This is a genomic window from Hubeiibacter jixunmingi (assembly GCF_041928215.1).
GTDB lineage: Bacteria > Pseudomonadota > Gammaproteobacteria > Pseudomonadales > Moraxellaceae > Acinetobacter.
Genome location: NZ_JBHFHK010000029.1, coordinates 1 through 26,815 on the forward strand (window position 1 = coordinate 1; position 26,815 = coordinate 26,815).

Sequence of the window (26,815 nt, forward strand, 5' to 3'; positions counted from 1 at the left end):
TTAGGGGCGTCGCCAAGTGGTAAGGCAGCGGGTTTTGATCCCGCCATCCGTTGGTTCGAATCCAGCCGCCCCTGCCATATTCTATATAAATCAGCACCGCAAGGTGCTTTTTTATTGCCTAGCATTTTGGATATGCCGCTCAAGTCTATTTTTTATACATAAAATTTGCAAAAGCCATGCATCGTAACCTTGACTTTTATCGCTTTTATCCCTAAAATTTGTCGGCATTATTAGGGGCGTCGCCAAGTGGTAAGGCAGCGGGTTTTGATCCCGCCATCCGTTGGTTCGAATCCAGCCGCCCCTGCCATATTTCCATTCCAAAGTATAAAGCGGTGCACAATGCCCAATCTTGTCGTCTTTAGCGGTAATGCTCATCCCGATTTTGTTCACAAAGTAGTTAGCCATCTACACATTCCTTTAGGTTCTGCGTCAGTGAATCGTTTTTCTGATGGTGAAATCGCCATCGAAATCACTGAAAACGTACGTGGTAAGGATGTGTTTATCGTTCAATCTACCTGTGCACCAACCAACGATAACCTTATGGAAATCTTGATCATGGCGGATGCATTACGCCGTTCAAGTGCTGGTCGTATTACTGCGGTGATTCCATATTTTGGTTATGCTCGTCAAGATCGTCGTCCACGTTCTGCACGTGTACCGATTTCTGCCAAAGTGGTTGCAGATATGCTTACCACTGTAGGCATTGACCGTGTAGTAATGATCGACTTGCACGCTGACCAAATCCAAGGTTTCTTTGACATTCCAGTAGATAACATCTACGGTACGCCAGTATTATTGGCTGACTTGCGTCAACAACAACACGAAAATTTAATCGTGGTTTCACCTGATGTCGGCGGTGTGGTACGTGCACGTGCGGTTGCCAAATTGATGGGTGATATCGATTTAGCGATTATCGACAAGCGTCGTCAAAAAGCCAATGAATCACAAGTGATGAATTTAATTGGTGACGTGAACGGTCGTGACTGTGTAATCGTTGATGACATGGTGGATACTGCTGGTACGCTTTGCAAAGCGGCTGAAGCATTGAAATCATTCGGTGCAAAACGTGTCTTGGCTTATGCAACACACGCTGTATTGTCTGGTAAAGCGATTGAAAACTTACGCAATTCTGTGATTGATGAGCTGGTCGCGACCGATACTATTCCGTTATCACCAGAAGCGATTGCTTTGGGTAAAATACGTCAAGTATCGGTATCTTCAATGGTTGCTGAAACCATTCGTCGTATTAACAACGAAGAATCTATCAGTGCTATGTTTGACAGTTATTTATAATTGTTAATGATTTAAATTATTTAAAGAATGTGTACTCAAATTATCTTTAGCTTAAAGCATTTTTTGAGTACATTTGGTGGTAAAACTGGTCGCAAGTTTTACCGATATTTTTGTTCAATGTAGAGATTATCTCATGACTACTTTTGTATTAGACGCAACAACTCGTTCAGCAGAACACGAAGGGAAAGGTGCGAGCCGCCGCCTTCGCCGTGAAGCTAAAATCCCAGCCATCATTTATGGTGGTGACAAAGAACCATTATCTGTTTCTTTAGAATTACGCCAAGTGGTAAAAGCATTAGAAAGCGAAGCTTTCTTCACTTCTGATGTGACTGTAAAAGTTGACGGTCAAGACCACACTGTACGTATCCAAGCTTTACAACGTCACCCTGCAAAGAATACTCCTATGCATGCTGACTTCGTACGTGTAGGCTAATTGCTGTGAGTGAGCGTGCTTTGCCATTATCACTCATCGTGGGTTTGGGCAATCCGGGTGCGGAATATGCCCAAACTCGACATAATGCGGGCTTTTGGTTTGTCGAAAGCTTAGCTGAAAAATACAATATCGCACTCAATCAAGATAAAAAATATAATGCCTATAACGGTCGTGGCAATATTGATGGCGTAGATGTACGTCTATTATTACCCCTTACTTATATGAACCGTTCTGGTCAATCAGTTGTGCCTTTTGCCAAATTTTATCAAATCCCTACTTCACAAATTCTTATCGCCCATGATGAGCTCGATATGGATGCTGGTGTCATCCGTGTAAAAAAAGGCGGTGGACATGGCGGGCATAATGGTTTACGTGATATCGTTCCCCACATTGGTGCAGATTTTTTACGTTTGCGGATTGGTATCGGTCATCCAGGGCATAAAGATAAAGTGTCTGGACATGTACTGGGTAAAGCCCCTCGTGCCGAACAAGATGTGATGGATGCTGCCATTGCCCATGCAGTAAACTATACTAAATGGCTAGTGAATGGCGATTTAAACTATGCCACACAGCATATTAATGGTTACAAAGGTTGATTGCTTTTTTAACATTTTATTCTCCCTATCTGTTATTACAAATCATTTTCCCACGTCATCTAATATTCTTGACTACAGCTACTTTTTCATCAAAAATAAAATAAATTTTACTATACTGTAGGAAAATAATATGCACGATGAAGAATTGGATGAATTTTTAGCATTTATCAAAACACTTTCAGCATATGAGCTGGTAGAGCGTGCTTTGAATCTAATGCTTGAAATTAACAAAGTTGAGCAGAAAAATGAAGTATTAAAACAAGAATCTACTCAAGATACTGAAGAATTATATGATGAATATTGGCACTATATACATCAATTACAAACCAATGGCACAGATGAAGAATTAGAAATTTGTCAAAATTTACTCGCCTCTTCACAGCCTGCAAAACGGCAAATTGTAGCGGATATTTTAGGCTCTCTTGGCTATCAGCAACCCGAAAAATACTATGACTATGCATCACAACAATTGATAAATCTATTAGATGACAATGATGACGATGTGGTTGCATCGGCTTGCCATGGATTAGGACATCGTTTAAGAAAAGATGACGAGCGGGCAATTCAGCGATTAGTCATATTAGCTAAACACCCAAAACAGCATGTAAGAAGTGGTGTCAATCATGCCTTAATGGGTTTTGAGCGTGATGATGCAATAGATGCAATCATTGGGCTATGTCAAGATGAGTCAGCATATATTCGTGATTGGGCAACTTTTGCGCTAGGCTCACAGATTACAACTGATAATGCAAAAATCCGTAATGCGTTACACCAACAGCTTAGTGATAAAGATACTAACGTTCGTGGTGAAGCTCTAGTTGGCTTAGCTGAACGTGGTGATAACAGTATCGAAGATGCCTTAAAGCACGACTTATCCTTATTTCCTGATACTTTATATGCGATTAAAGCCAGTGGGATTCTGGGCTTGAGTAGTTTGTTACCTTACCTTCAAAAGCTTAAAGAAAATTATGCAAATCAATTATCAGACTATGATTTAGATGTAATACAAGATGCCATTGAACAATGTAGTAATACCAAGATCAAATCAAGAGATAACCTGTAAATTTTAATTTTATTGTTTGCAATTTATCTATTCATCATCTTGCATTTTATCTGCTTGCCCAATTAAATTGGCACGAATCCACGCCAATTCATAATGTGCTTCGGCAAGTGTTAATATTTTTTGTTCGAAGTCTTTCCATAACTTTTTGACTTGACTGGCATCAATACCCAAGCCACTCTCTGCGGTAAACGCAGGGGATTTTTCACAAAACTTTAAAGCATGATACAGCTTACGCCCTACACTGGCATTCGGCATTAAGCGTACACGCTTGGCATGCAAAAATTGCTCAACATTACTCAAATGATAATGCGGCAATAAAGGCAATAAAATCTGATCAATTTCCCTATCCAAACGCTGCCAAATCACCGCTTGCTGTTCTAAGCTGTAATTATTCCAGTCAATCACTTCATGGTTAAAACGTCGACAACCACGACAGACATGATCGCCAAATACCGTCGAACAACGCCCTGCACAAGGAGTCATGCTTTGACGATTTTGCAGACGATTGGCAATTTCTGCATCGCGTATGGTAATGTTTGATTTTGGGATAGTCATTGACAAAAACAAGGATAAATCAGGCATTCGCATTATAGTGTAGATTACGGTAGAATACAGCACAAATTTATTTTCGCTCTTATTTTTTAGTTTAGGATTTCGCCATGACTCAGCCTGTAGAACAGCTTGCACCTGTCGCAGATTCAACGCAATCGCCTTGGATTTTAGCCGCCCTCTATCAATTCAAAGCTGTTGCCGATGCCGCTGCTTTACAGCAACAATTATTAGATTTGGTGGCAAAAATTAATCTTTGCGGTACGCTAATTGTCGCTGGTGAAGGCATTAACGGCACAGTAGCAGGCGATCGCCAAGCCATTGATAGCTTGAAACAATTTTTATTAGAGCAAGGTTTTGATGGCTTAGAATATAAAGAATCTTTTAGCCAAGACAAACCTTTTCGTAAAATGAAAATTAAACTGAAAAAAGAAATTGTGACTTTAGGCGTTGATGTACAGCCACGCGATTTGGTTGGACATTATCTTGACCCACAACAATGGAATGATTTGCTTAACCAAGATGATGTGATTGTGATTGATACGCGTAATGATTATGAATACAAAGCAGGCACATTCAAAGGGGCAATCGACCCACAAACCGAAAGCTTCCGTGAGTTTCCCGAGTATGTAGAAAAACATTTGGCTGAACACAAAGATAAAAAAATTGCCATGTTTTGTACTGGTGGTATTCGTTGTGAAAAATCCACTTCACTACTTTTACAACAAGGCTTTAACGAAGTGTATCACCTCAAAGGTGGCATTTTGAAATACTTAGAAGAAATGCCAGAAGAGCAAAGTCTATGGCAAGGTGAATGCTTTGTGTTTGATGGACGTACTGCGGTCACGCACGGTGTGGCAGAAGGGATGAATGAAAAATGTCATGCTTGTGGTTGGCCTGTTACGCCCGAAGAACAGCAATTGGACAGCTATGAACATGGCGTATCTTGCTTACACTGTATTGATAAGACCACAGAACAGCAAAAACAAAATTTCCGTATGCGTCAAAAACAATTGGATTTGGCAAAACAACGACAACAAAACGCAAAATAATTAGCCAATAAATACAAAAGACCATGATGTCTGCAACGCTCATGGTCTTTTTTAACTATCTTAGCTACTCTAGCTTCTCTGTTTGAACATGGTTCGGTATTTTTCACGATAATTATATTTTTCACGTTCTTGATACAACATATCGATATACACATCTCGTCGATCTTCAGTAGAAAATTGATAATCTTCTCGGATATGCTTGATCAAATCATCCTCATTGTCTTTGATCGCATAATACGCTTCTAAGAATTTGATCTGTTGTGCTCTTTCTTTTAGTATCCAGTAGAAAAATACAAAAGATGACAACACTCGCCAATCTGCTTGTAAATATGCCGTTTTAAGCAAAATAAACTGCAAAAACTCGTGTTCTTCTACATACTGCAAAAACTGATTCAATGCGACCACGTCATACTCTTCTTCAGATAGCCTAATCCGATGTTGAATATAAAACTGTAACAGATCTTTTACTTTTTCGCATAGTTCTGGATTTTCTTTGTCATCGATATCATTTAAATGTTCTAGTACAAGATAAAGTTGCTTATCTCTTGCTGCATCGTTTTGTTGGGTATATTGCAGCTCCATCATTGCAATCAATGCTTTGATTTTTTTTGCTGCCAAAAGTGGATCATCGATCTTTTGGGCTTCATTGACTATTTTTTGATAAAAATGTCTTGCCTTAAAAAAGTCTTTGTCTTTTAACTGCTGCGCTTTATACCAATATACATCACACAATGCCAAAGCTGCCTTGGGTTGTTGATGGTCATCAAAACGAATTGCATAACGCAACAATGCATTGAGCTGCTGATTGAACTCATCCAAGCTCAAATCAGTATGTTGATGTAGATCAACATGCATTGCTTCCACAACCAACAAAGCAATTGGCTCATACTCATCATTACGATAACGATTAATAAAGTTTTTGATCTCTACAACGTCATAAGGATAAGCAGGAGAAGCTTGAATCTGAGCCCACTCATGCTCAGCTAAAAAACAACGAACCTCTGGACGTGTGTCATTAAAGTATTTTACGCTTAATACTTGTAAGTTACTATTTTGACTAAATTCTTCACGAATTTTATCAAGTTCCAGTTGATGATTTAGCATGATCGTATTGTATTTTTGACCGAAAATAAAATGCAAAATAAAGGCGTGATTTACTTGATGTATGATACAGAAATTTGGTTTTTTCTCAATGTCTTTTTATCACATTTCTTTGGCTATATTTTTAGTTAATGACAAAAATAGTTTTTATCAGCTATTTTTCACTTCACGTTTATTCTAAAAAAACTCTGCTAAACCGAAGTCTAGCAGAGCTTTTATTTGTGCAAAAGGCTAAATTACATCATTCCGCCCATGCCACCCATACCGCCCATATCTGGTGCAGCAGGTTTGTCTTCTGGAATATCAGTAATCATCGCTTCAGTCGTCAACATCAAGCCTGCAACAGATGCAGCGTGTTCTAATGCAGAACGTGTTACTTTAGCAGGATCAAGAATACCCATTTCCAACATATCACCATATTCGCCAGTCGCAGCGTTATAACCATAGTTACCTTCGCCTTGTTTCACAGCATTGATCACTACTGATGGTTCATCGCCTGCGTTAGAAACGATTTGGCGTAACGGTGCTTCGATCGCACGACGTAAAATGTTAATACCTGCAGTTTGGTCTTCGTTTGCACCTTTCAAGCCATCTAAAGCTTTTACAGCACGAACCAACGCAATACCACCACCTGCAACAACACCTTCTTCAACCGCAGCACGTGTCGCATGCAATGCGTCATCTACACGGTCTTTTTTCTCTTTCATTTCGACTTCTGTTGCTGCACCGATTTTAATCACTGCAACACCGCCAGCCAATTTCGCTACACGTTCTTGCAATTTTTCACGGTCATAATCAGAAGTTGATTCTTCGATTTGTGCACGGATTTGCGTTACACGTTCAGCGATTTGAGCTGCATCGCCTGCACCATCCACAAGTACAGTATTTTCTTTAGACACAGTTACTTTGTGAGCTGTACCCAAATCTTGCAAAGTCGCTTGTTCTAAAGACATACCGATTTCTTCAGAAATCACTGTTGCACCAGTCAATACTGCAATGTCTTGCAACATTGCTTTACGACGGTCACCAAAACCTGGGGCTTTCACCGCACATACTTTGATGATGCCACGCATATTGTTTACAACCAATGTTGCCAACGCTTCGCCTTCGACGTCTTCAGCAATAATTAACAATGGCTTACCGGTTTTTGCAACGGCTTCTAATACAGTGATTAATTCACGGATATTGCTGATTTTTTTATCAACCAAAAGAATAAATGGACTGTCTAATTCAGCAGTCAAGGTATCTTGCTTATTAGCAAAGTATGGGCTGATATAACCACGGTCAAACTGCATACCTTCAACCACGTCCAAAGCATCTTCAAAGCCTGAACCTTCTTCAACGGTGATCACGCCTTCTTTACCCACTTTTTCCATCGCTTGAGCAATTAATTTACCCACAGTATGGTCAGAGTTTGCAGAGATTGAACCGACTTGTTCGATCGCTTTAAAGTCATCAGCAGGTTTTGCAATGTTGCGAATGCTTTCTACTACAGATTTTACTGCAATGTCGATACCACGTTTTAAATCCATTGGGTTCATGCCTGCAGTCACAGATTTGATCCCTTCGTTTAAAATCGCCTGTGCCAATACTGTTGCAGTGGTTGTACCATCACCAGCAACATCGTTGGTTTTTGAAGATACTTCACGCACCAATTGTGCACCCATATTTTCAAATTTGTCTTGCAAAGTAATTTCTTTAGCAACCGTTACACCATCTTTAGTGATATGTGGCGCGCCATAAGCACGGTCGATTACAACGTTACGACCTTTCGGGCCCAAAGTCACTTTTACTGCATCGGCAAGTACGTTTACACCAGCAATCATTTTGCTACGTGCTGAATCACCAAATTTTACGTCTTTAGCTGACATGTTCTACTCCAAAATTTCTATAAAAATGATTTAATTTAAAAATTAACCTTCAAGAACTGCTAATACATCAGCTTCTTTCATGATAAGTAATTCTTCGCCTTCAACTTTTACAGTCGTACCTGCATAAGTACCGAACAATACTTTATCGCCTACTTTAACATCCAAAGCACGCACGCCATTGTCAGTAATTTGACCATTACCTACAGCGATGACTTCACCTTGCGATGGTTTTTCAGCTGCAGAACCTGGTAATAAGATACCGCCTGCAGTTTTGGTTTCTTCTTCCACGCGACGAACAACGATACGGTCATGTAAAGGACGGATTTTACTCATGTTTTACTCCACTTAGGACTGAACCTAGATTTAAATTGTGTTTAAAACGCACAAAGTCTTGCTTGCTTTAAATTCTTGTAAATGTAGTGGGGTTAGACAACAAGGCATTCAAGGAAATTTTGAAAAATTTTTTTTTGAAAGATTATTTTTTAATCTAAATGAGTTTCTATCTTTTTATAAACAAAAAAATAGCGTTATCTTTAAATAACGCTATTTTGAGTCATCAACGTAAAGATTTAAAAATAAAGATTATTTCCAAATTTCTGCACTGACGCCTTTTTTCAATAATTGCGGATAGTTTTCCACACGAAACGCTGGTGACTGCCCTTCTGCCAATTGACGTTGGTAATCTTTGAGTACCAGCCATACAATTGGTGCTAACAGTAAAATAGACACTAAGTTGATCATTGCCATCATCGCCATAATCGTATCAGCAAATGCCCACACCACACCACCGTCGCTCACTGCACCAAAGTACACGAAGAATAATACTGCTAAACGGAAAATCACCACCAAAGTTGGATTATTTTTCAAGTAGCGAATATTACTTTCTGCATAGGCATAATTACCAATAATCGATGTATAACAGAATAAAAATAATGATAAAGCTAAGAAATGCGCACCCCAAGCACCAACATGATGCTGTAAAGCACTTTGGGTCAATTCTACACCACGGAAATCCGCACTACCGAAATTATTTGACAACAAAATAATAAACGCAGTACAGCTACACACAATCAAGGTATCGACAAATACACCAAGCATTTGTACCAAACCTTGTATAGCTGGATGCGGCACATCTGCAGATGCAGCAGCATTCGGTGCAGAACCCATACCTGCTTCGTTTGAGAACAAGCCACGCTTGATACCCATTAACATGGCTTGAGAGAATAACGCACCAAAGATACCACCTGCCATGGCTTCAAATTCAAATGCTTTGGTGATAATCAATTTGAAAATACCTGGCAATAATTGAATGTTTAACGCCATAACAACAATGGTAATCGCCAAATAAATCAATGCCATAAACGGCACAACGATCGATGAGATTTTACCAACACGTTTTACACCACCGAAAATCACCCCAGCCGTCAGCAATACCAAAGCAACACCAACATAAACAGGATCCCAGTGCCATACTGTAGTTGCCTTCACGATAGAGTTTGACTGTACAGCATTAAAGGCAAAGCCAAAAGTGAAGACCAAAATCAGTGCAAAAATCGCCCCGAGCCAAGGTGCTTTCAACCCTTTAGAAATATAATAAGCAGGACCGCCACGGAAAGATTGGTCTTCGTTACGTGTTTTAAAAACTTGAGCCAATGTCGATTCAGCAAAAGCAGAACTCATACCGATCAATGCCATCACCCACATCCAAAACACCGCACCAGGGCCACCTAATGCAATCGCTGTTGCCACACCACCGATGTTGCCTACACCAACACGGCTTGCAAGACCTGTTGCAAAAGCTTGGAATGAAGTCAATGCTTCACTATCATTTGATTTTGTACCAGACAAAATTTCTTTAATACTGCGACCAAACAGTTTGATTTGTACAAAACCTGTTGAAATAGTAAAAAATAGACCCGTGATAATCAAGGTAATCACGGTAATGTCCCACAGCGGACCATCTAATTTATCCACTACCCATTGCAAGCCACTTTCGACTTGTTGCAAAATGCCATTCATAAAAGATTTCCAAAGCAAGCGTAATGTAAAAAATTACTTTGTTCAAAGACAGAGAAAAAAGTGGTTGCTAAAAAATTATGTATTCACATAAAGCAACTTAAGATATACAAAATTATACGCTTCTCATACTTTAATGGATAGTAGCTATTGCCATTTGAATATAAAAATATATGCAAATCAGTGATGAAAAATAGAAAATTTTTCTATATAACAATAAAAAGGGTTAACTCATTCAAAGTATAACCCTTAATTTAAATATGGTTTTATTGATTAAAAATAGCAATAAATGATTAATGCTCGAGGTGTAATCCACATTCGCGGTGATCTTCTGCTTTGGTTGGATCAAAATAATCTTCATTATCAGGTAAGCCATGCTGTTGCAAATATTGCCATAAATCTTTGGCATGCCAATGTAAAAGTGGTGCGACTTTGATTAAACCATCAGGATTGATACTGACAGGCTGCATTTGTGCACGTTGTGCAGTATCGGTCGCACGCAATGCAGTAAACCACACTTCAGGTTGGATTTCCTGAATCGCACGATTAAATGGCTCAAGCTTGACTTCTTCTGTAAATGCTGCATGACGTGGATCATCCAAGCTTGGCACTGCACCATCAATCGCTTCACGGTGTGCACGTGAACGTTTTGGCAAATACGTAATCAAATTTAAGTTTAAAAGCTTAGTCAATTCTTCGACATAGCGATAAGTAGTGTCAGTATTATACCCATTATCCATCCACACTACAGGAATATCAGGGCGAACTTGTGTCAGCATATGTAAGATCACCGCTTCAAATGGACGGAAATTCGTGGTCACAATGGCTTTTTTATTTAAATCTAATGCCCATTCAATCAATTTTTGACTATCTTTACCATAATCGGCGTTAATTTGTGCTAAATCTAGCATATTTCCTTCCTAAATTTAAAAAATTAATACCATTTTATCTTAGCATACTTTTTGATGATGTGATATTTTGCCTTTAGCAAAATATTTTATAACTGTATCAATTTAAATGACTTTCATGCAATCGCCACTGAGCTTTTTCATCTCTTTTACCTAAAATTTTTAAGACCAAAACCAAGCTCAGCATCAACAACAAATACCACGAACCAAACTTACCCCACCCGACCATATGCCACTGTTCAACTTGACTTGGATATAACCAAATTTTATAAAAAGTACTGATATTTTCCGCAATCCAAATGATAAATGCCAATAACAATAATATGGGCAACATGGGCAATTGATAACGAGTGTGATTTAATACAAAAGATAATTTAGTCTTGTAAAATAAATATACTGATACTACAAATAAAATATAACGAATATCTGGTACAAAAAACTTCGTCATAAAATTTAAATAAGACAAAATCGCCAAAATAAATAAATAGCCAAACTTAGGTAAATGTTCAAATTGCATATCAAACAAGCGTAAGCTACGTGCAAAAAAACTACCTACCGCAGAATACATAAAGCCTGCAAACAAAGGAACAGTATAGATTTTAAACACCGCTGGCTGTGGATATTGCCATGATGCAATAGCAGGATGGGTTAAAAACAATTCCATCAAAAATGCCAAAAAGTGAAACAAGGCAATCACCTTGGCTTCAGCCCATGTTTCTAATTTAAAATATAATAATAACCCTTGCACAAGCAAAGAAAAAAACAATAAATAATCATAACGATAGAAACCATAATAGGCATCATGTCCCATCGGTGCAGTCACTACAAATGCCAACAATAATAAAATACCAAACGATGCCGCTGAGATTGAATTTTTGACTAATTCAAAAAATGCGATAATATAGTTTTTGATGGCATACGACATATTATTAATTAAAACTCAATTTTGTTTATAAAAAATACAGCCCTATCCGAACATATTTTTGTGTATAGATAGGGTGAAATTTAAATATGATTAACGTGGAATTTGATATTGATGTACGCTATCAATAAACACTTTGGCATGTTCAGGGTCGACCCATTGCGTGATGCCATGCCCAAGATTTGCCACATAGCCCGTATTTTCACCTGTAGAATAAGCATCATCTAGCATTTGTTTGACTGCTTGCTGAATGCGTTGTGGTGAGCCGTATAAAGTCGCTGGATCGAGATTACCTTGTAATGCCACACGTCCTGCGACAGTTTTGCGTGCTACATCTAACGGCGTCGTCCAATCCAAGCCCAAGGCATCCGCACCACTTGCCACCATCGGTTCAAGCCACTGTCCACCACCTTTGGTAAACATAATCACAGGCACTTTTTGCCCATCATGTTCACGTTTTAAACCATTGATGATTTTGGTCATATAATTCAGTGAAAATTCAACATATTCACGGTGTGCCAAGGTTCCACCCCAGCTATCAAAAATCTGTACTGCTTGTGCCCCTGCATCAATTTGTGCATTGAGATAGTCAATCACCACATCGCTGACATGATCCAATAATGCGTGTAATAATTCTGGCTGTGCGTACATCATATGCTTGGCATGGCGATATTCTTTGCTCGAACCACCTTCAATCATATAAGTCGCCAATGTCCACGGACTACCCGTAAAGCCAATCAATGGTACTTGACCATTTAAAGCATGACGAATAGTCGATACAGCATTCATCACATAACCCAAATCGCTTTTCACATCAATTTTAGGTAAATTGGCAATATCTTGCTCTGTACGTACCGTTTTTTGGAATTTTGGGCCTTCACCTGTTTCAAAATACAAGCCTAAGCCCAAGGCATCAGGCACTGTCAAAATATCCGAAAACAAAATCGCTGCATCCAATTCATAACGACGTAACGGCTGTAATGTCACTTCGCAAGCAAAATCAGCATTTTTACATAAGGATAAAAAATCACCTGCGGTCGCTCGTGTGGCACGGTATTCTGGTAAATAACGCCCAGCCTGACGCATCATCCATACAGGCGTAGTATCAATCGGCTGACGATTTAACGCACGCAAAAAGCGATCATTTTTTAATATTGGAAAATTTGACATCTATATTTGCTCAAGATAATTTCATGCATCATAGCAAATTTATACCATAAGCTAAATGACTTTTAACAATCACTAAAATTTAAAATTCCTATCCATATTGAGTTTAAAATCTTCCAAAAGGACATCAACACATTGGTTTAAACAGCAGCACTGCCATACAGATTCACATAAAAAATGCCCATCCGAAGATGAGCATTTTTTATAAGATGAAGCTATATACAGATTAGAACTTGTATTTAGCCATCATGTTGATTGCTTGTTCTTTGTATGCTTTACCAGCAACGTCTTTACGTTGACCAAAGCCATATTCTACGCCCAAATCAACTGCTTTATTCGGACTATAAACAGCATTTACAAAGCCATGTTGAACAGTTTGGTTCAAAGATTGACCAACACTCTTCGCATATTCAGTATTGGTTTTATTACGCAATACACCATAGCCAAGCGTAGTTGTTACTTGTGGAGCAACTTGTACTTCAACACCAGTTAAAACCGAAGTGTATTGGTTTTGTTGACCAGCCGCATTCAATGTGTCTGTTGCACCAACGTTTGCTTTAAGACCACGTGCATAAGACACGTCTAGCAATACCTTTGCAGTTTCAGCAACTTTATAGTTGAAACCTGCAGCAAGTGCATAACCAGTTTTGGTTTTGTCTAGGTTTTTAACATAGTGTGGTACAACTAAGCCACGTACTTCTGCTGTACCCAGCCCCAAGTTTTGAGTTACTTTTGCTGATACAGCTGGTACACGGTAGTCGATCTCGTTAGCACCTGCTTTATCACCAGCAGTGTGTTGACTCTCTAAAGCAGCAGCAAATTTAGTGCCTGGTGCAACTTCTGTAGTGTAACGCACTTGTGGGTTACGTGGTGTAGCATCACCGCCTACTGGATCATTAAAGTCAATGATCGCTGGTTCATTGTTAGAGGCATAAAGTGAACTTGTTTGACCTACTAGGAAGTTATCATACGTCATGTAAGCATGACGAAGACGGAATGCCTTACCAGCATCACCAGCACCACGGAAGTCACCTTCGATTTTACCGCCAACGTTATGACCTTCTACAGGTGCTTTAAAGTCGAAACCAAAACGTGTAGCACTTGCGGTTGTGTTAAATTTCTTAACACTCGCACCCATATTGTCTTTTGACGCAACATCGTGGAAAATACCATCAGTACCACGAATCGCATAACCTGCATCAACACGAATATTACCGTAGAACTTCGCTTCTGCACCACCTTTAGTCATAAAGCTTAAATCATCTGCTTGTGCAAATTGGCTTGCCACAAGTGCAACAGACAACGCAACCGCAGTTTTAATTAATCCTTTGTTTTGCAAAGAAAGATTCATTTCTATCTCCAGATGTTCCTAGTGAACCGTTTGTAAACATAATTTCTCGAAAGGCTAATAGGTATTCCCACCTATATGGCGTACTGTGATAAGCACTGACCACATCGTGCTCATCACAATGGCTTGAGTTATCTTAATGCTTATACAAATATTTTGTAAAGTTTTTTTTGCGTTTTTTCATAAAAAGTAAGTTTTTGTCATAAGTCTTTCACATACATAATTTTAGAGACGCAGTAAAAGGTCTATCTTTATGATAATTATAATTATTTTTAATTTAAATAGCATAAATCATCAAGAAAAATTAAACTATTTAATGTGATACCATTCACAATAAATAAATTTCCAATAAAAATGCCCATTCGAAAATGGGCACTTTTTATGTGATTAAAATCAGCAAGTATTAGAACTTGTATTTAGCCATCACATTAACTGCTTGTTCTTTGTACGCTTTACCAGCAACGTCTTTACGTTGACCGAAACCGTATTCTACGCCTAAGTCAATTGCTTTAACTGGGCTATATACTGCATTTACAAAACCGTGGTATACAGTTTTGTTGAATTTGTCGCCTTGAGCTTTAGCAAATTCGCTCTTTGTATCGTTACGTAATACACCATAACCAACGTTCGCTACAAGTTGTGGTGCAACTTGGAACTCAGCACCAGCTAATACTGATGTATATTGGTTTTGACGGTATTTACCATCTACGATAGCGAAAGTACCTGATGAACCTACGTTTGACTCAAGACCACGACCATAAGCAACGTCTAACATTACTTTAGCTGGCTCAGCAACTTGGTAGTTAAAACCAGCAGCTACTGCAAAACCAGTTTTAGTTTTGTCAAGCGCAACAACGTGGTGTGGTACAACTAAACCACGTACAGATACAGCACCTTTACCAGCTAAGTCTTGAGAAAGATTTGCAGACAATGCAGGGATACGGTAAGTTGCACCGTCATTACCAGCAGCATGTTGGCTTTCTAAAGCAGCAGCAACAGTTGTGCTTGGTGTAGTTTGCATTGTATAACGTACTTGTACGTTACGGTCGCTGTTGTCACCGCCAACAGGATCGCTGTTGTCAATGATGCTTGGCTCGTTGTCAGAACCGTATAGTGAATCAGTTTGACCGATCAACCAGTTACCTGTAGTCATGTAAGCGTGGCGAAGACGAAATGCTTTGCTACCTTCACCATTGCCAGCGAAATCACCTTCGATTTTACCGCCAACTTCTTGACCTTCTACTGGTGCTTTGAAATCAAAGCCAAGACGAGTCAATTTTGCAGTTGTTACAAGTTTACCTACTTTTTCGCCATTGTTTGTTGACACATCATGGAACACTGCGTCAGTACCACGGATTGAATACGCAGCATCAACACGTACGCCACCGTAAAGTTTTGCTTCTGCACCATTTTTAGTTGTGAAGCTAATTCCTTCTGCTTGTGCGAATTGGCTTGCCATCAATGCCACAGACATTGCTACAACAGTTTTCATTAATCCTTTGTTTTGCAAAGAAATACTCATTTTAAACTCCTGATACTCATAAATGAGTGTAAGAAAATAATGTTTTAACGCAAGTGAATGCCATTTTGCCTGAATAAGGCATGACTGTAGCCTATCTACGCACACTTGTTAGTACATATGTTAGCGTCAATGTAAATATTTTGTAAAGTTTTTTTTGTTTTCTCTATTAAAAAATTTATTTTTTGTCAACTTTTACACATATCTGTGTATTTACATGACATAAAAATATAGCCTAATTTTATAATTCAAATATCAAATAAATTATCTTTTTGAATAAATCTAATATTTACTTTTCATATATATTGCTTTGGGCTATATTGATAAAGTTTATATTATTTATTTTCACTAACAGTCCATTTTTTTGTTTAGCGAAAATATGACGCAAAATTAGGAGCAGTTCATGTCAAATTCTGAATCAACTCAACAACAAAACATCCAAGCTGTAGATGATGCCATTACCTCTCGTCATTCAGTGCGTGCTTTTTTAGATCGCCAAGTAGATCAACAGGTGATTAAAGATATTTTAGCCGTTGCAAGCCGTGCACCGTCAGGCACCAATACCCAACCATGGAAAGTATATGTGGCGATGGGTAAAAAGCGTGATGAAATCGTTGAAAAAGTATGTGAAGCACAAAAAGCAGTCAGTGAAAATCCAGAATTAGCAGAACAATATCAAGAAACCTTTAAATATTATCCTGAAAAATGGATCTCGCCATTTATTGACCGTCGCCGTGAAAATGGTTGGGGATTGTATGGATTATTGGGTATTCAAAAAGGTGATAAAGACAAAATGGCAGCACAGCATCTGCGTAACTTCAAGTTATTTGATGCACCCGTAGCATTGTTTTTTACTGTCAATAAAGCCATGGGTATTGGCTCAAAAATGGACATCGCTATGATGATGCAAAATGTAATGGTTGCTGCCAAACCACGTGGTTTGGACACTTGTCCTCAGGCAGCATGGAATCATTTTCACCCGATCGTGACAGACCTGATGGGTATTCCTGAAGATGAAGAGCTGGTATGCACTATTGCTCTCGGTTATGCTGATCCTGATGCTTTAGTGAATACATTTATTACGCCACGTATTGCAGTTGATGAATTCACAACATTTTTAGAATAAAATGCATTGATGTCATCGTCCAAAAATCACTCATCATAACATGAGTGATTTTTTTTGATTAAATTAATGCGATCGCCTTGATAAATTTGGTGCATTTTCATCGTGCTTAAAGCTATAATTTATCTTATAAAAAATCGCTTTATTTCGAGTTCAACTTGGACAAACCACATCCCATAAGACGTATCGGCAATCATGCTCATTTTATGTATGGCATCCGCTTGGTATTGGCTTTTGCAGGTACGGCTTTTTTGCCTTACTATTTGGGGCAACAAGCCCTGACTATTCCGCTTTCGTTGGGCGTTATTGCTGCTGCACTGAGTGATATTGATGATCGCTTTTCTCTACGTTTGCGTAATTTATTGCTTACCTACATCGGTTTTTTTATCACTGCAAGCTTGGCTGAGTGGTTTTTCCCCATGCCAATCCTTTTTGGATTGATGCTGATTGTTGTTTGCTTTGTGCTGATTTTACTTGGCTCTTTAGGTCGCCGTTATGCTTTGATTAGTTTTGGCTGTTTGGTGATTTCAGTCTATAGCATGCTTGGTGTAGGTGTATTTGAACACTGGTATCAACATCCATTGTTGCTGTTGGCTGGTGCGATGTGGTATGGTTTTTTATCTACTTTAAGTTTTTTATTGTTTCCTGTCAGAGAAGTACAACAACATTTAGAACAATGTTTTCAAGAACTTGGACAATTCCTGCATGCCAAGGCAAATATTTTTGATGTGGATATGACCGAAGACAGCTATCAGCAAAGTTTGATTGATCTCTCTTTAGCCAATGCCAAAGTGGTGGATAGCTTTAATACTACGCGAGTTGCTCTCGTTACACGTCTAAAAGGCGATCGTGGACAACGTGATACAAGACAAAGCTTACAATATTATTTTATCGCTCAAGACATTCATGAACGTACGAGTTCAGCCCATATTGATTATCAACGTTTGGTGAAAGTGTTTCAACACAGCGATATTCTGTTTCGCTTTCAACGCATCTTAAGCTTGCAAGGTAAAGCGTGCCGTGATTTGGCACAGGCGATTCATTATCAGCAACACTATCAACACGATCGTCGCTTCAAACGTATCTTCGCCAATTTAAAAGCATCATTGGCACAATTACATCTTGAACATCAGTACAACCCAAAATGCTATGATGCCGTCAAGATCAACGCACTCAATGCTCTAGCAGTTAATCTCAAAGAAATCGATGCACAGTTACAATATATTGCCAAACAATCTTTATCAATAAGCAAGAAAAATTATGCCAAAGCCCTGCAAAAAGTAATGCAAACCGCATATAAAGATCAACAAAATACCGCACATGACCAACAAATAGAGGATGATAGTTTGGTCGATGAACGCCTAAATGGTTGGCAAGATATTCAACAACGTATCCAACGTAACTTCAATCCTGAGTCGATACTATTCCGTCATGCTATTCGGCTGTCTATCTTGTTGGTCGTGGGGCATACCTTAGTACAATTATTTCAGCTTGAACACGGTTATTGGATTTTGATGACCATTTTATTTGTTTGTCAGCCTAACTTTAACGCCACTGAACGACGTTTGAAACTAAGAATTTATGGAACTTTAGCTGGTATTGCGATTGGTAGCTTTATTCTCTACTTTATACCGTCTACTTTAGGGTTGTTGATTTTTTCAATTATTAGCGGTGTGCTTTTTGTACAACTTCGTGCACAACAATATGCACAAGCAACCATGTTTATCACACTCATGGCAATGATTAATTTTCATTTTGCCGATCCAAATGTCAGTGTCGCACTCCCTCGTGCCATTCATACCATTATTGGCTGTGGTTTGTCTTGGCTAGGTTTGATGTACATTTGGCCAGACTGGAAATTTCGTAGTCTCCCAAAAGTTTTGCAAAAAACCATGCAGAGCCAATGTGATTATCTACATGAAATTATTGTGCAATACGAACAAGGGCGTAATAACGGTCTGCCCTATCGGATTGTTCGCCGTCAAGCCAACAATTTGGATGCAGAACTGGCATCACTTATTTCAACTTTGGCAACTGAGCCTGACATTGATGAAGACTATAAACAAAATGCCTTTAAGATGTTATGCCTAAGCCATACCTTGCTCGGTTATATTTCGGCTTTGGGTGCTCATCGTGAATTGGTTGATAACAAAGACGTATTAGATATTTTGCATACTACACTTGATGATGTCAAAGGTGCATTGTTATTTGATCACAGCCCAAGCCTGAAAGTTCAAGCCGCATTAAATATACTTAAGCAAGAGCTCAACCAATTAGATGAACACAGCAGTGTTATTCTACAACAAGTCAGCTTAATCTTACATTTACTCCCTGAAATATGGCAACTCAAGCAGACATTGATTTTTGAAGAAATTGATGGTCATGTACATAAAACTGCATTAAGTTAATTTGCTGAACTTAATGCAGTCACACATTCTTAGATTAAAATTATAGAATAGATATAGTACAAATCGTTGGATTTCTCGCCAATTAACCATAGGTTTTGTAGGCATTTGGTGATAGAATACGGAAAATTTTTATGCTTTTTGGATCATCATGACTACACCGCTTAGCTATACTTTGCAACCCGTTCCTTATGAAGTCAGTGTTGAAGAACAACGCCACGCCCAACTAATGATGCTAAAAAGTTCTAATAAAATCAGTAATCGTACTTGGGCAATCTTAGGTGCATTGACTGCGATAGCGATTTTATGTCTTATTTTTATCAAAAATTATTCAACGATTTTTTCTTGGGTAATTTTAGCTGGTGTGATTACTTTTATCTTGGTGCGTATTTACGGTTTTGAATGGTATGCAAAACGTAAAATGAATGAAGTGCCAATCCAAGAAATTAGCGGTGTCAAATTAGGTATCCAGCCATTTGGTATGGTGATGCAACAAAAAATGGGCATGCAACAAGCGACTGGTAACATTGCTTGGAAAGATGTTGATGAATGGTATGATCATCCAGAGTTTTTGTTGATGACTTTTAAAGTCAAAGGTCAGCAAGGTTCTTTTTTCCTCCCTAAACGTATGAATACACGTCAATTTTCTTTCGATACAATTCGTAAGCATTTGACTGAAACAGTGGGTAGCCCAAAAAATTTTTAATACATTATAAAACTGGTGTCACTTTTCAACTCGGCATTTATCGCAAGGTAAATGCTTTTTTTTATTTAAAAATTCTGCCTGTCTCAGATGATGTATAAGTGGGCGTCAAAACTTTGTCATAATTACTGACTAAACTATAAGCCATTCAACAATCAGTAAAGGATATTTGACATGGCTGAACAGCATATTTCTTCAAATTTTGATCGTGAATTGGACAGTATTCATCAATATGTCGCACGCATGGGCGAATTATGTAAATCAAGTTTAGATATCGTCATGGATACGTTATTTAACGCAGATGAATTAGATTTAGATCGCATTTTGCAACACGAAGTAGATATTAATCAACTCAATGTCACCATCGATGCAGAATGCCAAGCCATCATCGCACGTCGCCAACCTACTGCCAGCGATTTACGTTTTATTATTACCATGAGCCGTGTCAGTATTGATTTAGAACGTATCGGTGATGAAATCAAAAAGATTGCTTTTATTATGCAAGATTTATTGGATAACTACCACGTTACCACACAAGAAATGTATCACACCTATCGCTTATCTACACTGACTATGCCGATGATGAACCGTGCCTTGAATGCGTTCCATCAGCTCGACACCAGTGCTTTTGCTGAACTGCGTGAGATGGATAATTTCTTGGATCAAGATTACCGTGAACAGATTCGTATCATCAGCACTTATATGGTGGAAAATCCACAACGTATTAGTATTTGGATTTGGTTAATGATGATTAATAAATCTTTAGAGCGTGTGGGTGATCACTGTAAAAATATCAGCGAACATATTATCTATTTGGTTGAAGCAGTAGATGTTCGTCATCAAAATGTCTCAAACAACCATTAATAAAAAATTAAAGTATTGTTTTTATTAAATTATTTTAAAGTGATTAAAATTATATCATCAGTCACAATTTTGACATATTTGATGATTATAGTTTTAGACAAGCGGTAGAGATTCAAGCCCTCACACAACAATCTCTACCAACTTTTTTTGATCCACTGCCTCAGGAAATGATTTCCATCAAGCTAAAGATCAGAAAAATCACCGATACATCAAAGATTGAGCATGATTAAATGACAATATCATGTTTCAGATTAAGGATGACGCTTTAAGCTTATTCACGTTAAAGCAATTTAACGCAACGCTAACGCCAGTTTTAGGCATATGTAGGTAAACAACTGTGATGAATTTTCGTAAAAAAACTTTGACAACAATTTGTGCAACAACTGTGGTGGCAATTGCCTTGGTTGGTTGTGGTAATAAACAAAATTCGACCACGCCAGGTACAGCGGGTGCGTCGTCTACCGCAGGTAGCCAACAACCTGTTACTGCAGGTCTTACTGGTGCAGGTGCATCTTTCCCACAACCCGTATATGTGCAATGGGCACAAGCATTTAAGGCTGCCAAAGGTGCACAAATCAATTATCAATCTATCGGTTCTTCAGGTGGTGTAAAACAAATCACCAGTAAGACTGTCGATTTTGGTGCGACTGATGCCCCAATGTCACCTGAAGATTTAGAAAAAAATGGTTTAGTACAATTCCCTACAGTAATTGGTGGTGTAGTGCCAATTATTCATGTAGATGGTATCAAAGCCGGTGAACTCAAACTTACTGGTGAAGTGTTAGCAGGTATCTATTTGGGTAAGATTGCAAAATGGAATGACCCAGCAATCGTTGCACTAAATCCAGATTTAAAATTGCCTGATGCCAATATCACTACAGTATTCCGTGCTGATGGTTCAGGTACGAGCTTTATCTTTACTCAATACTTAAGCGATGTATCGGCAGATTGGAAATCAACCGTCGGTGCTGCCAATACTGTGAAATGGCCAACGACCAATACAGGTACAGCAGGAAAAGGTAACGAAGGTGTAGCTACTTTTGTAAACAACATCAAAAACTCAATTGGTTATGTTGAATATGCTTATGCAAAACAAAATAACATGGCACATGCACAATTGAAAAATGCTGCAGGTCAATTTGTCCAACCTACGCAGGAAAGCTTTGCTGCTGCGGCTAAAGTAGATTGGGCTGGCACACCAGGCTTTGGTGTGAAATTAACGAACTCAGCAGATGCACAAGCTTGGCCTATCGCTTCAGCAACCTTTATCTTAATGCAAAAACAAGCGATTGATGCTGCAAAATCTAAAGGTGTATTGGATTTCTTTGAATGGGTATATAGCAGCGGTGATGATGCAGCAAAACAACTTGATTATGTTCCTTTGCCAGCTGAAGTAAAAACTTTGGTGCGTGCTGAATGGAAAAAAGTCGTTGATAATCAAGGTAAGCCACTTGTTCCATAATCCCTGAAATACACCGCACAAGGATGTGTAGTCACTCAGGGCGTATCAGTAGAGTCGATAAAAAATAAGCATAATTTCATATAATAACGCTGCACTTTACTGATATTATTTTGCCGTATAATGTGTTCACCACGGTACATTATACGGCTTTATTTTTTCCAATTTATCAGATTATTCAATATCTTATTAAAAATTTAAATCTTTTTGGATTGCTCAAAATAGTGTCATAAATTTGTCACAGTTTTGTCATGGTGATGTCATATTTGCTCCCTAATATAAGATCAGGTCCAAACTATGGAGATGATCTGCGTGATTTCGCAAGATAAACAACTTGATGCCAAATTAAAAACACAACGCCGCTTAGATTGGTTATTTGTGAATACCACACGTTTTTTTGCCCTTTTGGTTTTATCCGCTTTACTTGGCATATTGTTGTCTTTGATCGTTGGTGCTTATCCAAGCATGAAGACTTTTGGGTTGCAATTTTTTACCAGTAGCAATTGGGATACTGTCGCTGGTGAATATGGAGCTTTGGCTACAATCTACGGCACAGCTGTGACATCACTGATCGCATTGGTGATTGCAGTACCTGTAAGTTTTGGTATTGCATTGTTTTTGACCGAACTTTGCCCTGCACGCATCCAACGCTTTTTAAATTCTGCGATTGAGCTATTAGCAGGTATTCCATCGATTATTTATGGTATGTGGGGTTTATTTGTGTTTGCACCTTTATTCAGCAAATACGTACAGCCGCATATTATCGAGTTGAGTAAGAACATCCCGATTTTAAACCAATTTTTTACTGGCACACCGATGGGGATTGGTTTATTTACCGCAGGTCTTATTCTTGCCATCATGATTATTCCTTTTATTTCATCAGTGATTAAAGATGTATTTGAGATCGTGCCAGAAATGCTCAAAGAGTCTGCTTATGGTTTGGGTTGTACACGCTGGGAAGTGATGCGTAATGTGGTGTTGCCTTATACCAAAACTGGTGTAGTCGGGGGTATTGTACTGGGTTTAGGACGTGCTTTGGGTGAGACCATGGCAGTGACCTTTGTGATTGGTAACGCGTTCAATCTCAGCATTAATAGTTTCCAATCAGGCGTGTCGATTACCTCTGCACTGGCTAACGAATTTGGTGAAGCAGTGGATCAACTGCACTTATCTTCCCTGCTCTATCTTGGCTTAGTGTTGTTCTTGATTACTTTTGCCATCTTGAGTATTGCCAAAATTTTATTGGTACAAATGCAAAAGCGTGAAGGTCAAGCACACTAATATGCCGCACTGATACATTTAAATTATTGGAATATATTGGAATTTGTCATGACAATTGCGACATCGACATTAAGTCAAACTAAAACTTCGCCATTTCAGGCGAGCAATCCTCAGCGTTACCAGCGTCGTCTTTGGGTAAATCGCTTCAATCTTACTATGTCTTGGCTGTGTATGGCTTTTGGTCTATTTTGGTTGATATGGATCTTGTACACACTTTTTTCTGAAGGTTTAAGCGGTCTAAATATGGCTGTCTTTACCCAAGATACCCCCGCACCAAACATGGAAGGCGGTCTGCGGAATGCATTATTAGGTAGTTTAATGCTCACCGTAAGCGGTTTATTTATCGGTACGCCGATTGGTATTTTATGTGGCATCTTTTTAGCAGAATTTGGTCGCCAAAGTAAAATTGCCAGTGTAATTCGCTTTATCAATGACATTTTACTTTCTGCACCATCCATTGTGATTGGTTTATTCGTGTTTGAACTTATTGTTGCACAGCAAGGTCACTTTTCTGGTTGGGCAGGTTCAGTTGCCTTATCTTTATTGGTCATTCCTGTTGTAGTACGTACCACCGAGAATATGTTGGCACTGGTACCGAATAGCTTACGTGAGGCAGCATACGCACTAGGTACACCAAAATGGCGATTAGTCACTATGGTCACCTTAAAAGCCGCCAAAGCTGGGGTGATGACAGGTGTATTACTGGCATTTGCTCGCATCGCAGGTGAAACCGCACCATTATTATTCACCGCCTTGAACAATAACTTCTTTAGCACGGATATGAATGCACCGATTGCCAATTTACCGAATGTGATTTTCCAATTTGCGATGAGTCCTTATGAAAATTGGCGTAGTCTTGCATGGACAGCAGCATTGATTATCACTTTAACTGTATTATTTATCAATATCTTAGCACGCTGGTTAAGCAGCAAAAGCCATTGATAGACCCATTTGAATAGGATATAAATGATGAACGATATCGTAATTAACACCCCAACATTTGCAACACAACAAAGCGTTACGATGCCTAATGACAGTCATGCTGCCAAGCTGAGTATTCGTGATCTTAATTTTTATTATGGGCAATTCCACGCCTTAAAAAATATCAATCTAGATATTAAACAAGGTAAAGTGACAGCATTCATTGGTCCATCTGGCTGTGGTAAATCTACACTTCTACGTACTTTTAATCGCATCTATGAGCTTTATCCAAATATGCGTGCTGAAGGCGAGATCTTGTTTGATGGACACAATGTGCTTAGTAAAGATGTAGATGTCAATTTATTGCGTGCCAAAATTGGTATGGTTTTCCAGAAACCAACACCTTTCCCGATGTCGATCTATGATAACGTTGCTTTCGGAATTAAGCTCTATGAAAATCTAAACAAAGCCGAATTAGATGACCGTATTGAATGGGCTTTGAATAAAGCTGCACTGTGGAATGAAGTCAAAGACAAACTAAAACAATCAGGAGCATCATTGTCAGGCGGTCAGCAACAGCGTCTATGTATCGCACGTGCTGTGGCATGTAAGCCTGAAGTATTATTACTTGATGAACCCACTTCGGCACTTGATCCAATCTCGACTTTGTTTATTGAAGAGTTGATTACTGAACTGAAAAATGATTATACCATCGCCATTGTTACACATAATATGCAACAAGCGGCACGCGTTTCGGACTATACCGCTTATATGTATCTCGGTGATTTAATTGAAATTGGCAAGACCCAAGACATTTTTAATCGCCCACAGAACAAGCAAACGGAAGATTATATCACAGGTAAATTTGGCTAATTTGATTCAGCCTTATTTGTAGAGATTGAGATCATTTTGATCCCTATTTTTGGTGAAATGAGAATCACGATACAGGAGAACAGCCAATGCAACATGCACCAACCGTATTGGTTATTGAAGATGAAATTGCCATTGCAGATGTGATCTGTATGGCATTAGAACAGGCAGGATTTCGTACGCTTATCGCTGAAAATGCAGATCATGCATTATTTATTATTCAAGGAAAATTGCCTGACGTACTACTGGTAGACTGGATGTTGCCACGTCAATCAGGTTTGAGTTTGATACAACAATTACGCCAACAACAACGTACTGCCAAATTGCCAATCATTATGCTGACCGCAAAAGGTACAGATTACGATCGTAGCGAAGGATTGGACAATGGTGCGGATGATTTTATTGTTAAACCTTTCTCGCCCAAAGAGCTTATAGCACGTATTCAAGCACTGTTACGCCGCCGTAATCCTGAAAAAACGGAAAATATTGTGGTACAAGGGCAACTCAAACTCAATCCAAAGACGCAATGTATTCAATATGGTGAACAAAATATTAATTTGCCAAGTAATGAGTTTAAAGTATTACATTTTTTGATGACACATCGTGACATTTTATATAGTCGCCGTGATTTACTGAACCACATTTGGGGTGATCACTTGTTTATTGAAGAGCGTACTATAGATGTTTACATCAAACGAGTCAGACAAAAGCTCAAACCTTTGGGTTTATCTGAATATATCCATACCGCACGCAGCAAAGGTTATTATTTCGCACCAATGTCTTAATTTCATTCATAAAAAAAGGTGCTGAATTCAAATCAGCACCTTTTTTATGGTAGAAATCATTCTGTAGGAATAATATGCTCAAGGATCATCTTCGGATCAACATAGATCGCTTCACCTGTAGTTGTACGCTCCATTGCGACCAAGATATTATTTTCCACGAGCTGTGGCAAAATCTCTTCTAACAGCATTCTTAGACTAATGAGATGTGGCTCGTAATCTTTCCAATCTTTTGCACAGTTCATCAATGCTGATGACTGTTTACTCCAAATTGGCATTGCCTTATCACCATGACTGGTCGAACATAATGCCCAATGATCGCTGGCAAGTCCCCATACATGGTTAATGGCAACGATTTGATGCAGAAAATCGATGTAAGACTGCTGATAGAATTCTTCCTGAGTCGGTAATGCAGCTTGGCTTTTACTAGAACGACGACGTTGATATGGATTACTCATGGCGTTAAGCTTTTTTGATTATGAATCTGAGGATATGGTGGGTGCTGACGGGATCGAACCGCCGACATTCTGCTTGTAAGGCAGACGCTCTACCAACTGAGCTAAGCACCC

Annotated in this window: 25 protein-coding genes and 3 tRNA genes; 16 read left to right on the top strand and 12 right to left on the bottom strand. The window is 38.8% G+C overall.

All coding sequences use genetic code 11. The annotated features are described in order from the left end of the window. Nucleotides 1–2 precede the first annotated feature (2 nt). The 6 genes from ACEYX7_RS06085 to ACEYX7_RS06110 all read left to right on the top strand — a co-directional run bounded on the left by ACEYX7_RS06085 (nt 3) and on the right by ACEYX7_RS06110 (nt 3,385). Nucleotides 3–77: transfer RNA gene (locus ACEYX7_RS06085), tRNA-Gln, on the top strand. A gap of 155 nt (nt 78–232) precedes the next feature. Next, nucleotides 233–307, top strand: a tRNA-Gln gene (locus tag ACEYX7_RS06090). Between the two features lie 32 nt (nt 308–339). Next, entirely contained in the window at nt 340–1,293 is a 954-nt protein-coding gene (locus ACEYX7_RS06095; protein ID WP_374805507.1) for a ribose-phosphate pyrophosphokinase, read from the top strand. Nucleotides 1,294–1,426: 133 nt separating this feature from the next. Continuing rightward, nucleotides 1,427–1,726 (top strand): 50S ribosomal protein L25, encoded by a 300-nt coding sequence (rplY, locus tag ACEYX7_RS06100; protein ID WP_374805504.1) that lies wholly within the window; start codon nt 1,427–1,429, stop codon nt 1,724–1,726. Between the two features lie 20 nt (nt 1,727–1,746). Beyond that, nucleotides 1,747–2,322 carry an aminoacyl-tRNA hydrolase gene (gene pth / locus ACEYX7_RS06105; protein ID WP_374805509.1) on the top strand — a complete coding sequence of 192 codons (576 nt, stop codon included), beginning with the start codon at nt 1,747–1,749 and terminating at the stop codon, nt 2,320–2,322. 130 nt (nt 2,323–2,452) lie between these two features. Continuing rightward, nucleotides 2,453–3,385: a HEAT repeat domain-containing protein gene (locus tag ACEYX7_RS06110; protein WP_374900316.1), complete on the top strand. Its 933-nt coding sequence runs from the start codon at nt 2,453–2,455 to the stop codon at nt 3,383–3,385. A 27-nt stretch (nt 3,386–3,412) separates the two neighbouring features. On the opposite strand, the gene ACEYX7_RS06115 is transcribed toward ACEYX7_RS06110, so the two are convergent. Beyond that, nucleotides 3,413–3,868: a DUF1289 domain-containing protein gene (locus ACEYX7_RS06115; RefSeq protein ID WP_374804096.1), complete on the bottom strand. Its 456-nt coding sequence runs from the start codon at nt 3,866–3,868 to the stop codon at nt 3,413–3,415. A gap of 176 nt (nt 3,869–4,044) precedes the next feature. On the opposite strand from ACEYX7_RS06115, the gene trhO reads away from it, so the two are divergent. Further along, nucleotides 4,045–4,986 carry an oxygen-dependent tRNA uridine(34) hydroxylase TrhO gene (gene trhO, locus ACEYX7_RS06120; protein ID WP_374804061.1) on the top strand — a complete coding sequence of 314 codons (942 nt, stop codon included), beginning with the start codon at nt 4,045–4,047 and terminating at the stop codon, nt 4,984–4,986. Between the two features lie 69 nt (nt 4,987–5,055). On the opposite strand, the gene ACEYX7_RS06125 is transcribed toward trhO, so the two are convergent. The 9 genes from ACEYX7_RS06125 to ACEYX7_RS06165 form a co-directional block, all read right to left on the bottom strand. Then, entirely contained in the window at nt 5,056–6,090 is a 1,035-nt protein-coding gene (locus ACEYX7_RS06125; protein ID WP_374804063.1) for a hypothetical protein, read from the bottom strand. 233 nt (nt 6,091–6,323) lie between these two features. Next, complete coding sequence (gene groL / locus ACEYX7_RS06130) at nt 6,324–7,958, bottom strand: chaperonin GroEL (protein ID WP_374804065.1); 1,635 nt, start codon at nt 7,956–7,958, stop codon at nt 6,324–6,326. A gap of 42 nt (nt 7,959–8,000) precedes the next feature. After that, nucleotides 8,001–8,291: a co-chaperone GroES gene (locus ACEYX7_RS06135; RefSeq protein ID WP_374804067.1), complete on the bottom strand. Its 291-nt coding sequence runs from the start codon at nt 8,289–8,291 to the stop codon at nt 8,001–8,003. 249 nt (nt 8,292–8,540) lie between these two features. Continuing rightward, entirely contained in the window at nt 8,541–9,977 is a 1,437-nt protein-coding gene (locus ACEYX7_RS06140; protein WP_374804068.1) for an alanine/glycine:cation symporter family protein, read from the bottom strand. 290 nt (nt 9,978–10,267) lie between these two features. Then, nucleotides 10,268–10,885, bottom strand: a complete 618-nt coding sequence (locus ACEYX7_RS06145; protein WP_374804070.1) for a phosphoadenosine phosphosulfate reductase domain-containing protein — start codon at nt 10,883–10,885, stop codon at nt 10,268–10,270. Nucleotides 10,886–10,982: 97 nt separating this feature from the next. After that, the gene (locus ACEYX7_RS06150; RefSeq protein ID WP_374804072.1) at nt 10,983–11,807 is read right to left on the bottom strand and encodes a DUF817 family protein; all 825 of its coding nucleotides are present in this window, start codon (nt 11,805–11,807) and stop codon (nt 10,983–10,985) included. 90 nt (nt 11,808–11,897) lie between these two features. Continuing rightward, the gene (gene hemE / locus ACEYX7_RS06155) at nt 11,898–12,974 is read right to left on the bottom strand and encodes a uroporphyrinogen decarboxylase (protein WP_374900317.1); all 1,077 of its coding nucleotides are present in this window, start codon (nt 12,972–12,974) and stop codon (nt 11,898–11,900) included. A gap of 223 nt (nt 12,975–13,197) precedes the next feature. Continuing rightward, nucleotides 13,198–14,322 carry a DcaP family trimeric outer membrane transporter gene (locus ACEYX7_RS06160; RefSeq protein WP_374804077.1) on the bottom strand — a complete coding sequence of 375 codons (1,125 nt, stop codon included), beginning with the start codon at nt 14,320–14,322 and terminating at the stop codon, nt 13,198–13,200. A 400-nt stretch (nt 14,323–14,722) separates the two neighbouring features. Next, complete coding sequence (locus ACEYX7_RS06165) at nt 14,723–15,841, bottom strand: DcaP family trimeric outer membrane transporter (protein WP_374804079.1); 1,119 nt, start codon at nt 15,839–15,841, stop codon at nt 14,723–14,725. Nucleotides 15,842–16,241: 400 nt separating this feature from the next. Between ACEYX7_RS06165 and ACEYX7_RS06170 the strand changes: the two genes are divergently transcribed. From ACEYX7_RS06170 to ACEYX7_RS06210, 9 genes are all read left to right on the top strand, one after another. Next, nucleotides 16,242–16,964 carry a nitroreductase gene (locus ACEYX7_RS06170; RefSeq protein ID WP_374804081.1) on the top strand — a complete coding sequence of 241 codons (723 nt, stop codon included), beginning with the start codon at nt 16,242–16,244 and terminating at the stop codon, nt 16,962–16,964. Between the two features lie 203 nt (nt 16,965–17,167). Then, a complete protein-coding gene (gene yccS / locus ACEYX7_RS06175; protein WP_374900320.1) occupies nt 17,168–19,369 on the top strand; it encodes a YccS family putative transporter in 2,202 nt (733 codons plus the stop codon). Nucleotides 19,370–19,517: 148 nt separating this feature from the next. After that, complete coding sequence (locus ACEYX7_RS06180; protein WP_374804082.1) at nt 19,518–20,072, top strand: hypothetical protein; 555 nt, start codon at nt 19,518–19,520, stop codon at nt 20,070–20,072. 171 nt (nt 20,073–20,243) lie between these two features. Further along, nucleotides 20,244–20,933, top strand: coding sequence for a phosphate signaling complex protein PhoU (phoU, locus tag ACEYX7_RS06185; RefSeq protein WP_374804084.1), 690 nt, complete (start codon nt 20,244–20,246; stop codon nt 20,931–20,933). A gap of 340 nt (nt 20,934–21,273) precedes the next feature. Next, nucleotides 21,274–22,395 (top strand): phosphate ABC transporter substrate-binding protein PstS, encoded by a 1,122-nt coding sequence (gene pstS, locus ACEYX7_RS06190; protein WP_374804086.1) that lies wholly within the window; start codon nt 21,274–21,276, stop codon nt 22,393–22,395. Between the two features lie 294 nt (nt 22,396–22,689). After that, nucleotides 22,690–23,673: a phosphate ABC transporter permease subunit PstC gene (gene pstC, locus ACEYX7_RS06195; RefSeq protein ID WP_374900318.1), complete on the top strand. Its 984-nt coding sequence runs from the start codon at nt 22,690–22,692 to the stop codon at nt 23,671–23,673. 48 nt (nt 23,674–23,721) lie between these two features. Then, a complete protein-coding gene (gene pstA, locus ACEYX7_RS06200; protein WP_374804090.1) occupies nt 23,722–24,615 on the top strand; it encodes a phosphate ABC transporter permease PstA in 894 nt (297 codons plus the stop codon). 81 nt (nt 24,616–24,696) lie between these two features. After that, complete coding sequence (pstB, locus tag ACEYX7_RS06205; RefSeq protein WP_374804100.1) at nt 24,697–25,467, top strand: phosphate ABC transporter ATP-binding protein PstB; 771 nt, start codon at nt 24,697–24,699, stop codon at nt 25,465–25,467. An 86-nt stretch (nt 25,468–25,553) separates the two neighbouring features. Then, nucleotides 25,554–26,249 carry a response regulator gene (locus ACEYX7_RS06210; protein WP_374804092.1) on the top strand — a complete coding sequence of 232 codons (696 nt, stop codon included), beginning with the start codon at nt 25,554–25,556 and terminating at the stop codon, nt 26,247–26,249. A gap of 56 nt (nt 26,250–26,305) precedes the next feature. Here ACEYX7_RS06210 and ACEYX7_RS06215 read toward each other — a convergent pair whose 3' ends face one another. Continuing rightward, entirely contained in the window at nt 26,306–26,704 is a 399-nt protein-coding gene (locus tag ACEYX7_RS06215) for a DUF2750 domain-containing protein (protein WP_374804094.1), read from the bottom strand. A 35-nt stretch (nt 26,705–26,739) separates the two neighbouring features. Then, nucleotides 26,740–26,815: transfer RNA gene (locus ACEYX7_RS06220), tRNA-Val, on the bottom strand.

What these genes read in the sequence shown, in the direction of transcription:
- ACEYX7_RS06095 (WP_374805507.1), top strand. Translation starts at nt 340, where the DNA reads ATGCCCAATCTTGTCGTCTTTAGCGGTAATGCTCATCCCGATTTTGTT.
- rplY (WP_374805504.1), top strand. Translation starts at nt 1,427, where the DNA reads ATGACTACTTTTGTATTAGACGCAACAACTCGTTCAGCAGAACACGAA.
- ACEYX7_RS06110 (WP_374900316.1), top strand. Translation starts at nt 2,453, where the DNA reads ATGCACGATGAAGAATTGGATGAATTTTTAGCATTTATCAAAACACTT.
- ACEYX7_RS06115 (WP_374804096.1), bottom strand. Translation starts at nt 3,868, where the DNA reads ATGACTCCTTGTGCAGGGCGTTGTTCGACGGTATTTGGCGATCATGTC.
- trhO (WP_374804061.1), top strand. Translation starts at nt 4,045, where the DNA reads ATGACTCAGCCTGTAGAACAGCTTGCACCTGTCGCAGATTCAACGCAA.
- ACEYX7_RS06125 (WP_374804063.1), bottom strand. Translation starts at nt 6,090, where the DNA reads ATGCTAAATCATCAACTGGAACTTGATAAAATTCGTGAAGAATTTAGT.
- groL (WP_374804065.1), bottom strand. Translation starts at nt 7,958, where the DNA reads ATGTCAGCTAAAGACGTAAAATTTGGTGATTCAGCACGTAGCAAAATG.
- ACEYX7_RS06135 (WP_374804067.1), bottom strand. Translation starts at nt 8,291, where the DNA reads ATGAGTAAAATCCGTCCTTTACATGACCGTATCGTTGTTCGTCGCGTG.
- ACEYX7_RS06140 (WP_374804068.1), bottom strand. Translation starts at nt 9,977, where the DNA reads ATGAATGGCATTTTGCAACAAGTCGAAAGTGGCTTGCAATGGGTAGTG.
- ACEYX7_RS06145 (WP_374804070.1), bottom strand. Translation starts at nt 10,885, where the DNA reads ATGCTAGATTTAGCACAAATTAACGCCGATTATGGTAAAGATAGTCAA.
- ACEYX7_RS06150 (WP_374804072.1), bottom strand. Translation starts at nt 11,807, where the DNA reads ATGTCGTATGCCATCAAAAACTATATTATCGCATTTTTTGAATTAGTC.
- hemE (WP_374900317.1), bottom strand. Translation starts at nt 12,974, where the DNA reads ATGTCAAATTTTCCAATATTAAAAAATGATCGCTTTTTGCGTGCGTTA.
- ACEYX7_RS06160 (WP_374804077.1), bottom strand. Translation starts at nt 14,322, where the DNA reads ATGAATCTTTCTTTGCAAAACAAAGGATTAATTAAAACTGCGGTTGCG.
- ACEYX7_RS06165 (WP_374804079.1), bottom strand. Translation starts at nt 15,841, where the DNA reads ATGAGTATTTCTTTGCAAAACAAAGGATTAATGAAAACTGTTGTAGCA.
- ACEYX7_RS06170 (WP_374804081.1), top strand. Translation starts at nt 16,242, where the DNA reads ATGTCAAATTCTGAATCAACTCAACAACAAAACATCCAAGCTGTAGAT.
- yccS (WP_374900320.1), top strand. Translation starts at nt 17,168, where the DNA reads ATGTATGGCATCCGCTTGGTATTGGCTTTTGCAGGTACGGCTTTTTTG.
- ACEYX7_RS06180 (WP_374804082.1), top strand. Translation starts at nt 19,518, where the DNA reads ATGACTACACCGCTTAGCTATACTTTGCAACCCGTTCCTTATGAAGTC.
- phoU (WP_374804084.1), top strand. Translation starts at nt 20,244, where the DNA reads ATGGCTGAACAGCATATTTCTTCAAATTTTGATCGTGAATTGGACAGT.
- pstS (WP_374804086.1), top strand. Translation starts at nt 21,274, where the DNA reads ATGAATTTTCGTAAAAAAACTTTGACAACAATTTGTGCAACAACTGTG.
- pstC (WP_374900318.1), top strand. Translation starts at nt 22,690, where the DNA reads ATGGAGATGATCTGCGTGATTTCGCAAGATAAACAACTTGATGCCAAA.
- pstA (WP_374804090.1), top strand. Translation starts at nt 23,722, where the DNA reads ATGACAATTGCGACATCGACATTAAGTCAAACTAAAACTTCGCCATTT.
- pstB (WP_374804100.1), top strand. Translation starts at nt 24,697, where the DNA reads ATGCCTAATGACAGTCATGCTGCCAAGCTGAGTATTCGTGATCTTAAT.
- ACEYX7_RS06210 (WP_374804092.1), top strand. Translation starts at nt 25,554, where the DNA reads ATGCAACATGCACCAACCGTATTGGTTATTGAAGATGAAATTGCCATT.
- ACEYX7_RS06215 (WP_374804094.1), bottom strand. Translation starts at nt 26,704, where the DNA reads ATGAGTAATCCATATCAACGTCGTCGTTCTAGTAAAAGCCAAGCTGCA.